The sequence below is a fragment of the uncultured Desulfovibrio sp. genome (genome assembly GCF_944327235.1).
Lineage (GTDB): Bacteria > Desulfobacterota > Desulfovibrionia > Desulfovibrionales > Desulfovibrionaceae > Desulfovibrio.
In genome coordinates, this window is record NZ_CALVHE010000078.1 from 1 (window position 1) to 11,260 (window position 11,260).

8 protein-coding genes are annotated in these 11,260 nt (G+C 63.4%); 2 read left to right on the forward strand and 6 right to left on the reverse strand.

All coding sequences use genetic code 11. The features are described from left to right. Positions 1 to 436: 436 nt before the first annotated feature. The 5 genes from Q0K00_RS09675 to Q0K00_RS09695 all read right to left on the reverse strand — a co-directional run bounded on the left by Q0K00_RS09675 (position 437) and on the right by Q0K00_RS09695 (position 4,926). Positions 437 to 1,696 carry a tRNA-specific 2-thiouridylase gene (locus Q0K00_RS09675; protein ID WP_297228992.1) on the reverse strand — a complete coding sequence of 420 codons (1,260 nt, stop codon included), beginning with the start codon at positions 1,694 to 1,696 and terminating at the stop codon, positions 437 to 439. Continuing rightward, positions 1,696 to 2,445: an amino acid ABC transporter ATP-binding protein gene (locus Q0K00_RS09680; protein WP_297228993.1), complete on the reverse strand. Its 750-nt coding sequence runs from the start codon at positions 2,443 to 2,445 to the stop codon at positions 1,696 to 1,698. The genes Q0K00_RS09675 and Q0K00_RS09680 overlap by 1 nt, the downstream gene beginning before the upstream one ends. Beyond that, positions 2,429 to 3,235, reverse strand: a complete 807-nt coding sequence (locus Q0K00_RS09685; RefSeq protein ID WP_297229004.1) for an amino acid ABC transporter permease — start codon at positions 3,233 to 3,235, stop codon at positions 2,429 to 2,431. The genes Q0K00_RS09680 and Q0K00_RS09685 overlap by 17 nt, the downstream gene beginning before the upstream one ends. 132 nt (positions 3,236 to 3,367) lie before the next feature. Continuing rightward, complete coding sequence (locus Q0K00_RS09690) at positions 3,368 to 4,108, reverse strand: basic amino acid ABC transporter substrate-binding protein (protein WP_297228995.1); 741 nt, start codon at positions 4,106 to 4,108, stop codon at positions 3,368 to 3,370. Positions 4,109 to 4,284: 176 nt separating this feature from the next. Next, entirely contained in the window at positions 4,285 to 4,926 is a 642-nt protein-coding gene (locus Q0K00_RS09695) for an NYN domain-containing protein (RefSeq protein WP_297228997.1), read from the reverse strand. Positions 4,927 to 5,092: 166 nt separating this feature from the next. Between Q0K00_RS09695 and Q0K00_RS09700 the strand changes: the two genes are divergently transcribed. Next, positions 5,093 to 6,415 (forward strand): O-antigen ligase, encoded by a 1,323-nt coding sequence (locus tag Q0K00_RS09700; RefSeq protein WP_297228998.1) that lies wholly within the window; start codon positions 5,093 to 5,095, stop codon positions 6,413 to 6,415. 404 nt (positions 6,416 to 6,819) lie between these two features. Here Q0K00_RS09700 and uvrA read toward each other — a convergent pair whose 3' ends face one another. Beyond that, on the reverse strand, positions 6,820 to 9,762 hold the full coding sequence (uvrA, locus tag Q0K00_RS09705) for an excinuclease ABC subunit UvrA (protein WP_297229000.1): 2,943 nt from the start codon (positions 9,760 to 9,762) through the stop codon (positions 6,820 to 6,822). A gap of 396 nt (positions 9,763 to 10,158) precedes the next feature. On the opposite strand from uvrA, the gene Q0K00_RS09710 reads away from it, so the two are divergent. Next, positions 10,159 to 11,067: a hypothetical protein gene (locus Q0K00_RS09710; protein WP_297229002.1), complete on the forward strand. Its 909-nt coding sequence runs from the start codon at positions 10,159 to 10,161 to the stop codon at positions 11,065 to 11,067. The last annotated feature ends 193 nt before the right edge of the window (positions 11,068 to 11,260 follow it).

Consider the following 11,260-nt stretch of genomic DNA (forward strand, 5'->3'; position numbering starts at 1 on the left):
ATCACCGTCATGAGGATATCTACAAACTCCTCCTCAAGATGCTCAGAGAGAATCCTCTCTGCTAGTCATGACCCTTATTTTTTTATGGGGGTAAGGGCCCCTTTGTGGACAAAGGGTCACCTTCCCCCCACACCCCCCATCCCCCCAAAAACTTTGCATGTCCAGACACAGGGCGTCATGTCCTCGCGAGGCGTCGCCCGAGCACAAGCCAGCCAAACCCTGTACACACGAGGCCGGACAGTTTTCGCTGTCCGGCCTGTTTTTTTTCATGTTACCGGGGGACGTGGCAGGCGAGCAACATTCCGCCGAGTCTCGTTGTCCGGCAGTGATCCAAGTAAAAGTTTGGGGAAAGGAGAGGGGGAGCGCGGGGGGGAGAGGGAAACCGTTTTCCAAAACGGTTTCCCTCTCCCCCTCGTTCTTCGTTCATCCTACGCTGTCAAAAGATCTCGCGGATGACGGCTCCGGCAAGCAGGTATCCTGCAGCGTCATAGACAGCGGCGATCTGCCCGGGCGCGCTGGGAAAGTGGGGGGCTTGCGCGTCGTCGAGACGGATGCACAGGTCGTTGTCGGGCAGCAGCTGCACGGAGGCAGGGACAGGACGCTGGCGATAGCGCAGTCGGACGAGCAAGGGGGTATCGAACAGGGAGCGGATTGCCGCTGGCGGGAGAAAGAAGTTGGCCGTTTGGGTATGGCAACCACGCATGACAAGCTGCGACCGGCCGCCCACCAGCAGGGCCTGACGGGGCAGGTCCTTGCCGAGCACATAGAGCGGCTCGCTATGGGCGATGCCGAGCCCGCGGCGCTGGCCTTCCGTATAGCGCCAGAGCCCGTCATGCCGGGCTATGGGGCGTTCTCCTTCCGGCGAGCGCAGGAGGACAGGTCCGCCGGGAGGCGGTGGGATGCCGTCCGCAGCCCAGCGACGCTGAAGAAAATCGCGGTAAGCGTCCTCCCCGGAGGGGATGAAACATATCTCCTGGCTTTCGCCGGGCAGAGGGATGTCCAGTCCGGTGGCGGAGACGGCAGCCCGGCAGTCCTGCTTGGTCAGACCGGCAAGGGGGAAAAGGGCGTGCTGTAGGGCGCCTGACGAGACAAGGGCAAGGAAGTAGGCTTGATCCTTGGCGACGTCCGTTGCGGGAACGAGCAGCTTTTGCCCGGAAGCCGGGTGGACGGCGCAGCGGGCATAATGTCCCGTGGCCAGCGTTGCGGCGGAAAGCTGTCGAGCGGCGTCGAGCAGGACGCCGAATTTGACGGACGCATTGCAGAGAGCGCAGGGATTGGGGGTCTGGCCCAGAGCGTAGGCCCGGACAAAGGGCTGGATGACCGCCCGGGAAAAGCGGTCGCGAGCGTCCAGCAGATACAGGGGGACACCCAGATGTCGGCAGGCCTCTCGCAGACCGGGCAGCGCGGGCGAGAGGGCTGCCGGTCCGGCGTCGGCCGGACTCGCGGGCAGATCCGGCGCAAGGGGGGGACGTGCCTCGTTTGTTGTGGTGGGGACATGCCAGAGGCGCGGTGCGTCCGTATCCGCGGAAAGGGAAAGACCGCCGGACGGCGGCAAACCGTCGGCGGTCGTTTCGACGTTGGCGGATGGGAGGAACAGTCCATGCAGCGCCAGCAGCTCATGCCCCTGTTCCCGGAGGCGGCAGAGAGCGCAGAGGCTGTCCACGCCACCGCTGACGGCTACGGCGATGCGGGCCATCAGAGGATCTGGTTCAGGAACTGACGCAGTCGGGGATGCCGGGGCGCGGTGAAGATCCTGTCCGGCGCGCCCATTTCCAGGATCTGGCCCTGATCCATGAAGATAATGCGGTCAGCGACCGTGCGGGCAAAGCCCATTTCATGGGTGACGCAGACCATGGTCATGCCGTCCTCGGCCAGATTGACCATGACGTCCAGCACTTCACCGACCATTTCCGGGTCCAGAGCGGAGGTGGGCTCGTCAAAGAGCATGATGGCCGGTTGCATGGCCAGAGCGCGGGCAATGGCCACGCGCTGCTGCTGTCCGCCGGAGAGCTGGGCCGGATAGACGTTGGCCTTGTCGCTGATGCCCACGCGCTTGAGCAAGGCAAAGGCGCGATCCTCGGCCTTCTTGCGGGAGAGCTTGAGCAGCTTGATGGGCGCAAGGGTGACGTTTTGCAGCACGGTCTTGTGCGGGAAGAGATTGAACTGCTGGAAGACCATGCCGAGGTTGCGGCGCATCACGTTGATGTCGTTGTGGTGGTCGGTGATGTCCTTCCCCTGCACGAGGATATGACCGCGGTCGATCTCCTCCAGACGGTTGATGGAGCGCAGCAGCGTGGACTTGCCGGAACCGGAGGGGCCGATGACCACGACGCGCTCACCTGCGGCAATGTCGAGGCTCACATCCTGAAGGGCGACGTTCTTGCCGAAATACTTCCAGATGTTCCTGATGCTGATGATCGAGTTGGGGTTAGCGTTTTCCATCATAGTAGTTCAGGCGGGATTCCATTATGCTGACAACCTTGGAGAGCAGCAGCGTGATGATCAGGTAAATGAGGGCAACGACCGTGTAGGTTTCAAAATACAGATAGCTGTTGTTGGCGAAGCTGCGCGCCCGCTGCATGAGGTCGGGCATGGACACCACGGAAACCAGCGCCGTGTCCTTGAGCATGGCGATGCATTCGTTGCCGATGGGCGGCAGGATGGTGCGCCAGGCCTGCGGCAGGATGACGTAGAACATGGTCTGGAAGCGATTGAAGCCCAGCGAGCGGGCGGCTTCGGTCTGCCCTTTGGAAATGGCCAGGATGCCCGCGCGGAACACTTCGCCCATGTAGGCGCCGTAGCAGAAGCTGATGGAAATGACGGCCGCGGCCGTGCGGCTCAGCTGCAGGAGGCCGGAAAGGGCATAATAGAAATAAAAGATCTGTACCAGCAGCGGGATGCCGCGGATGACTTCCACATAGGTGGACGCCACGAGGTTGATGAGCCTGTTGCGGGAGATGCGGCCAAGGCCTGTCAACAGGCCCAGCGGCACGGCGCAGCAGATGGAGAGGAGGGTCACCTGGAAGGTGGCGGCAAGCCCGTCAGGGACAAAGGTGAGGATCTCGCGGTACGGTTCCGGTTTGAACCACGCCAGACAGCAGAGCGTGATGACGGCGCCGGCCAGCGCGATGGACCAGGCGTTGACGATGCGCCATTCGCGAGGATCGGGAATGGACGGGCCCTCGGTGACCATGATGATGGTATTCTTGCTCTGGCCGTCGCGGCTGTCGGGCATGGCGTTCTCTTCAGTCACCATGACGATGTTGCCCTTGCTCTGGCCTTCGATCTTGTCCTGCATTGCCGGTTTTCCTGCCTGGGTAAGACGTCAGCGTGCGGGGGCACGCGGCCCCCGCACCATATGCGGGCCCTAGTTGGCGGCGCCCATCCACTTTTCCTTGAGCTTGGCCTCGGTGCCGTTCTCGCGCACGATCTTGATGCCCTTGTTGAGCTTTTCCACCAGGTCCTTGCGGCCCTTCTTGACGGTGAAGCCGTAGTATTCGGCATCGTCGGTGATCAGCGGGATGCTGAGCTTCTTGGCGTATTCGGCCTTCTTGTTCATGTAGTACATGGCCACCGGGTCATCACAGATGACGGCGTCGATGCGGCCGGCCACCATGTCCTGGATGGCCAGGCCCACGTCGTCATATTCGCGGATGGTGGCGCCCACATTGGCCTTCTGCATGACGAAGATGCCGGTGGTGCCGATCTGGCCGCCCACGCTCTTGCCCTTGAGGTCTTCGAGCTTGGCGATGGACTTGCCGGCCGGCATGATCACGGCCTGACGCACTTCATAATAGGGATCGGAGAAGTCGAAAGCCTTCTGGCGTTCGGGGGTGATGGTGGTGGAGGAGGCCACGATATCGTAGTTGCCCGCGGCCACGCCGGCAAAGATGCCATCCCAGGCGATGTTGCGGATCTCCACCTCGAAACCGGCGGCTTCAGCCACGGCGCGGATGTAGTCGAAGGAGTAGCCGATGGGGGTCTTGTCCTTGTCGAGGGTCTCCATGGGCGGCCAGGTGCAGTCGCCGGCGACGATGTAGGTTTCGGCAGCCGCGGGGCTGCACCAGAGGGTCAGGGCCAGCAGGGCCAGAGCAAGTTTGCGCAGCATTGTGCATCCTCCAAGAAATGATGAAATACATGTCTGCCCGGCCTTCCACAAAAGACCGGGCGCATACGCACGGCGCGTTTCCGCAACGCCCGCCCGGCGGGGCGGAGACCGCAGCCTGCGGCCGTGCCGCAAAAAGTTCTTCGTATGTAGCTGCGGGGGGCGGATGCGTCAAGCTCTTACCACGAGTTGCCGGGATGGGGCTCCTTGTCTTCCAGCGGCGGCGTTGCCGTCGGGGCGGTCAGGCGGCCGTTGTTCTCGCCGTCCGCATCGTCCCGTTCGTCCTTGAGGGCCTGCTGCACGAACCAGTCCTCACGGATGCGCCAGGAAGCCGCCGCCGTATAGGCGGGGGAGGAGTAACCTACGGAGAGCACCAGCGTCCGGCGGGCATGTTCCTGCAGGCGGATGAGCAGGGGCGTGAAATCGGCGTCGCCGGAAAGGATGATGAATTCGTCGAACTTGGTGGGGTGGGAGAGGTCATCCATACAGTCCATGACCAGATGGATGTCGGTACTGGTCTTGCCGCGCGAGGTCAGCGGAGGGCAGTCCACCACCTGGAAGGCGCTGCGGGTGAACTGATGCCGGAACTCCTGATAGCGCTGCGGATTGAGGTAGCACATGCGTTTGAGGATGCGCCGCCGCACGCCGTCGCCGTAAAGGATACGCAAGGCATGGTTCTCCAGCCAGCGTACCCAGCGATAAGGGGTACTGCCGAAGGCGCGGGCCGCTTCCGGATCCGCTTCAAGAAATCGGGTGTAGATATTGTCGAAATCCACATACAAGGCACTGAACACTTCATCAAATCCGCCAAAACGAGCCATATCTGTTCCTCAAGAAAAGCAAAAAATGTGGGAATGCGGGGAAATCGCTGCGGATCGCCCTTCAAGGGTTGTACACAGCAGGGAGGGAACTGTCCAGACGCCGGACGCCGGTCACGGGCTTGAATTCGGCGGGCGTGTCGGCTAGCGTAGCCCCCACGAGTGCTTTATGTGGAATATGCTTTACGATCTCCTGCCGCGGTCTTGTCCGCGCACGCTGTGGCGCGACGACCGCGCCGCATTCTGGTATGCCGCCCTTTTCTGGACCTTCTGGCTGTCGCTGGCGAGCTTCCCCATCGGTTACGGGGCGCGCGAGGTGCTGCCGCCCCTGTGCGCCGTATTCCTCTGCTGCTATTATCGGCACGCCTGGTCGCGTTCCGTCTGGCGGCGTTTGACGCTGCGTCCGCTGTTCTACTGTCTGTGGGCCATGATCGCACTGGGCGTACTGTTCTCCGAGGATATGCTTTCCTCGCTGCTCCATGCGGGCACGGGCCTCAACAAGGGATTCATCCTGCCCATCATCGGCATGGAATGCGTCCGGGACGGCAGGGATCTGCGGCGGCTCGTGGCGGCCTGCGTCGTGGCCTGCTTCTGGGAAGGGCTGGACGGCATCTGGCAGGCCTGCACAGGCTTTGACTTCATCATGGGCTATCCGCTCAACAGCGGACGCCTCACCGGTAGTCTGGGGGATTATTCCGTCGGCAACTACATCGCGCTGGCCATCATCCCGGCGCTGGGCGGCTGGTACATACTGCGCCGCCATGCCGGACCGGCCAAAAGCCTCGCCGTTTGCGCCGTCCTGCTGACGCCGGCCTTCTTCTTGCTGCAAGGGGCCAGCAGCCGCAGCGGCATACTGGCCGTGGCCGCGGCCTTCGTCTTCTGGTGGCTGTTGACCAGACAGCGGAGGCCGAACCTCCTCCCTCTGGCGGGGGGGGCGTGTGTCATGCTGGGGTATGCGCTCCTGCAGGCGTCGCGTCTCGATCCCGACGCCGTGGCCAATGACGGTCGCTGGAGCCTCTGGGAACTGGGCTGGAAGGTCTTTTGCGAGCATCCCTTTTTCGGCGCGGGCGCGGGGCAGTACAATGCGGCCTTTCGGGAACTGGGCCTCGCTCCGGCCAGAGACGCCATCACCATCAGTCATCCCCATAACCTTTATCTGGATATCCTCTACGCGCACGGCATCTTCGGCTTCCTGCTGGGCATGGCCTTTCTGGCGGGTTTCGCCTGGTGGGGCTATGTCCGCATCCGGCGGCAGCTCACGCTCCGGCAGCGCGAGGATGGCGGCCGTCTCTACTGGACGCTGGCGGGCTGGTTCTGGGTGGGCTACATGGGCTGGCTGGTCAACGGCATCTTCGGACACGACTTTTATCGCATATGGTGGCTGGCGCTGGCCATGACCTATCTGGGGATATTCGTCGGGGCCGTCGTCAACGGCGAAGATCCGCCCGCAGCGCAACCTGTCCCCCCAGGCGGGACAGGACGACCGACATAGGTGACGGCAGGAAAACAGGAAAAAAAGAGGGGGGCGAAAGCCCCCTTTCCTGTAGCTGTCTTTAGAGCGGATCCGCATTGAGATCGTGTCCAATCTCAATGCTGACGCTGCCCTCACACTACGGAAAAAGCGTGGTTTTTCCGTGTGTTCGGTTGCGGGTAGTCGCTCCCGCGACTACCAGAGCAATCCACATTTTCAATGTGGAATTGCTCTATTTCAGCAGATACAGCGAATTTGCCGTACATGTCCCGTCTGCTCTGAGGGCGGTTCGCCCCACGTCCCTGTTTTTCTCTGATAAAAGCGCGCTGGGGAGGGGATGGGGGGCGTGGGGGGAAGGGGAACCCCTCTCGCGCCGGCGGAGGGGTTCCCCTTCCCCCCAACAAAAGCAAATCCCTTGCCGTCCTCTAACCTCCGCGCCGCCGCAGGCGGTCGCGGCGCTCCTGCATGAGAAAGCGCCCGGTCACGGAGTTGGGATCGGCCACGATGGCTTCCGGCGTCCCCTGCGAGACGATGGTCCCGCCGTTTTCCCCGCCGCCCGGTCCCATGTCCAGCACATGGTCGGCGGCCAGGATCATGTCCGTGTTGTGTTCGATGACGACGACGCTGGCCCCCTTGTCCACGAGGGTATGCAGCACGCTGATGAGCTTGCCCACCTCGTGCATGTGCAGGCCGGTGGTAGGCTCGTCCAGGATGTAGATGGTGCCCGGCAAGGAGCGCTTGCCCAGTTCGCGCGAGATCTTGATGCGTTGGGCCTCGCCGCCGGACAGGGTGGTGGCGGGCTGTCCCAGACGCAGATAGTCCAGTCCCACATCTTCCAGCACGGCCAGACGGCGTTCCAGCACCGGGTAGTTTTCAAAGAACTGCCGCGCCTGGCTGACCGGCAGGTCGAGCACTTCGGCAATATTGAGTCCCTTGTAACGTACGTCCAGCGTCTCGTGGTTGTAGCGCCGTCCCTTGCAGATGTCGCAGGTGACGTAGACGTCGGGCAGGAAGTGCATCTCCACCCGGATCTGACCGTCCCCGCCGCAGGCTTCGCAGCGGCCGCCCTTGACGTTGAAGCTGAAGCGTCCCGGCTTGTAGCCGCGTTTGCGGGCGTCCGGCGTCATGGCGAAGATGTTGCGTATCTCGTCAAAGACCTTGGTGTAGGTGGCCGGATTGGAACGCGGTGTGCGTCCGATGGGCGTCTGGTCGATGGCCACGATGCGCTCGATGGGCTGGGCGTCTTCGCTGAAGCTCAGGCCGCCGATGCTGCCGGGTTGATCCACACGCTGCCCCAGCATGATGGCCAGATGCTTGTAGAGAGTGTCCACCACCAGCGAACTCTTGCCCGAACCCGACACGCCGGTGACGCAGGTCAGCACGCCCAGCGGGATGCGGCAGTCGATGCCGCGCAGATTGTTGGTCGTGACCTTGTGCAGGGTCAGCCAGCCGCGCGGCTCGCGGCGCTCGTCGGGCAGGCTGATGGCGGCGTCTCCCCGCAGATAGCGGGCCGTGAGCGTGTCCGCCTTCAGCAGTTCCGGCACGCTGCCCTGGAACATGAGTTCGCCGCCGTGGACGCCGGACCCCGGCCCCAACTCGATGACCGTATCCGCCGCGCAGATGGTCGCCTCGTCGTGTTCCACCACCAGCACGGTGTTGCCGCGCCGCTGGAGAGAGCGCAGGGTGCCCAGCAGCCGTTCATTGTCGCGGGGATGCAGGCCGATGGAGGGCTCGTCCAGCACATAGGTGACGCCCACCAGCCCCGAACCGAGCTGGGAGGCCAGACGGATGCGCTGGGCCTCGCCCCCGGACAGGGTGGACATGGACCGCCCCAACGAAAGATATTCCAGTCCCACGTTGCGCATGAAGGAAAGGCGGTGGCGCAGTTCCTTCATGAGCGGTTCGGCAATGAGCGCATGACGGCCGTCAAAGGTGCGCGCTTCCAGCCATTCCAGCGCCCGTTCCACGGAAAGGGCGCAGAATTGGGCTATGTTCAGGTCGTCCACCCTTACGGAGAGAGCGTCCGCATTGAGCCGCCTGCCGCCGCAATCGGGGCAGTCGGCCGACTGCCGGAACCGGGCCAGCATCTCCCGCCAGGCGTCGCCGTACTGCATCCCCTTTTCCAACAGCGGGATGACGCCGGGCCAGCGCTGTTCGCTGACCGGAAGATCGGCCTGCCCCTGCAGTCCGGCAAAGTGTTCGCTCTGGTAATCGCCCGTGGCGCCGAGGGCCACGCTGCCGCCCATCCAGTTGCGGCGCAGGCCGGACCCGGCGGTCGCGGGCCGTCCTTGTTCGTCCTCGCCGTAGAAGAGCGTCGCAAGGGCCGCGTCGGAGAAGGTCTCCAGCGGGCTGTCCAGCGTGAAGCCCTGCCGCTTGCCCAGCGCCGTCAGGGCGGGAGCATAACGGGCGAAATGCTTTTCCACGGCCCAGGGGAGCAGCGCTCCGCCCTTGAGGGAAAGCCCGCGATTGGGCGCGATGAGGCGCGGCTCGAAGTAGTCCACCGTGCCCAGCCCCACGCAGCGCGGGCAGGCACCCTGAGGACTGTTGAAGGAAAAGAGCTGCGGGCTCGGCGCGGGCAGGGAGATGCGGCAGGTCGGGCAGACGGAGGTGGTGGAGTGGATGCTGTCCCGCTGGTCTTCGGGGGCATCGGGCAGGTGCAGCACGAGCCGCCCCTCGCCGTAGCGCAGGGCCAGCTCCACGGAATCGGCCAGTCGTCCCCGGATGCCTTCCTTGCAGACCAGACGATCCACCACAAGATCGAGGCTGTGCTTGCGGTTCTTGTCCAGCGGAGGCACGTCGTCCAGCGTATGGAATGCACCGTCCACACGCACGCGGGCAAAGCCTTCGGCCTTGAGCTTCTTGAGTTTGTCCTGCTGCGTCCCTTTCTGCAGTTCCACCAATGGCGCGAGCACCATGAAGCGGGTACCTTCGGGCAGGCGCAGGATGTCGGCTATGATCTCGTCCGCCGCCCTTGCCTCGATGGGGCGACCGCAGCGCGGGCAGTACATGCGCCCCAGCCGGGCGTAGAAGACGCGCAGGAAGTCGTAGATCTCCGTCACCGTGCCCACGGTGGAACGCGGGTTGCGGGACGTGCTCTGCTGTTCAAGGGAAATGGCCGGGGAAAGCCCTTCGATCTTTTCCACGTCCGGCTTGTCCATCTGCGGCAGGAACTGCCGGGCATAGGCCGAGAGGGATTCCACATAGCGGCGCTGCCCCTCGGCATAGACGATGTCAAAGGCCAGTGTGGACTTGCCTGACCCCGAAGGGCCACAGATCACCACCAGCTCATCGCGGGGGATATCCAGACTGATGTCCCGCAGATTGTGCTGCCGGGCATGTTCGATATGTATGCAGTGCGAGTGTTTCATATCGACTATGTAAGCAGCGCCTCCTCCCTTGGCAAGCCGTCCGCTGTGGAAGTGGGGGGAGGGAGGGCGATCCTGCCGGTCTTTTTGAAACGGTCTGTCGTTCGCGGGAGAACGTGGTTTCCCGTTTGGTTTGCCCGGACGACATCGTGCCGTCGCCTCGCGTTTTGGCTTTGGCAAGGGCAAAACGCTCTTGCGCGAGGGCGCGCCGGAAGGGCACACCGAAAACGACGGACCGCGCGTCTACCTGTTCGTCCGGTCGTTTCGCCGCTCGGCCACGGACGCCGTATGTCCCCGCGCCCCGGAGCATGGACAAACGCGGTCAAAGGCGGTATAAATTTTTTTACGCCGTGAGCGGAGGTCGTGTCCGTGGGCGGCAGCGTTCAACGAGGGGGTCTTATGCGTCATGCTCTTGCCGTAGTTGCCATACTGTCCGTGTGTTTGGGGAGCGGAAACGCCTCGTCGGTCCTGGCCGCAGCGCCGGAACAGACGGACGAGGGCGCGGGCAAGCCGATCATCGTACGTATGCCCGAGGCTGTCCAGAGCCCGCAGCAGCCTTCTCCGTCGGCGGCTGCCGCCACGCAGGCGACGCCACCCGCTGCGGGCGCTACGCCGGAGACGCCGACCGCGTCCTCGGCGCATAAGAAATCCAATGGGGCACCGGCTCCGGCCCTGCCGCAAAATGTCAGTCCGGCCCCCACCCCGGCCCCTACGCCTTCCAATGCCGCCAGCGCGGCCTCGGCCTACCAGACGGAACGGCTGACGGCGCGGCACTTTTTCGCCACACTGCCCACCGGCATATTCGAGACGACAGCGGAAGGGCTGGACGAAAGCCAGAAGCAGGAACTGCTCGTCAACGGCAAGACGGACTTCTGGGAACTGGCCGGGGAAACAGACGATGTCATCGTCTTTACGGCGTTGCCGTTCCGGGATAGCGGGGTGGCCGTGCGCCTGTTCCGCAACGAACAGGACGGTTCCGTGCTGGCGGCCATCGGCACACTGGGCGGTGAGATGTGTACCGTCGAGCTCTGGCGTATGGACAGGGATGGGCGGACGATCCCGGTGGATACGCCGCAGGAGCCTGGCGTACGGGAGTTTTTCGCCAAGGACGCCGTGCTGCCGAAGGATATCAACCCTTCGGTGAGCATCTGTCTGGGGCGGGGCGGGCTCGTGGCGAGGCCCATCTTCTGGAATGCCTCGGGCATGGTGCATGTGCCGCTGTCGCATGATGTCAGCTACCAGTGGGACGGGCGGCATTTTCAGAAGCAGATCCAGCCACATCAGGAAACGACGGAAAACGGTTTCTGAGCATGGCCCCAGCCTGATGCGAGCGAGAAACGGCCCCCGCTTTTTGGCGGGGGCGCATTTTTTTTGAAAAACTCGAAAAAACTTCTTGACCTTTGTCGGGAAAGAGTCCATAAACGCTTCTCGCGCCGGACGGAAGCGGAAAGCGGACGGACGGGGCGAGAGTTTGACAAGTACAGAGAGAGCGCCGTGACGA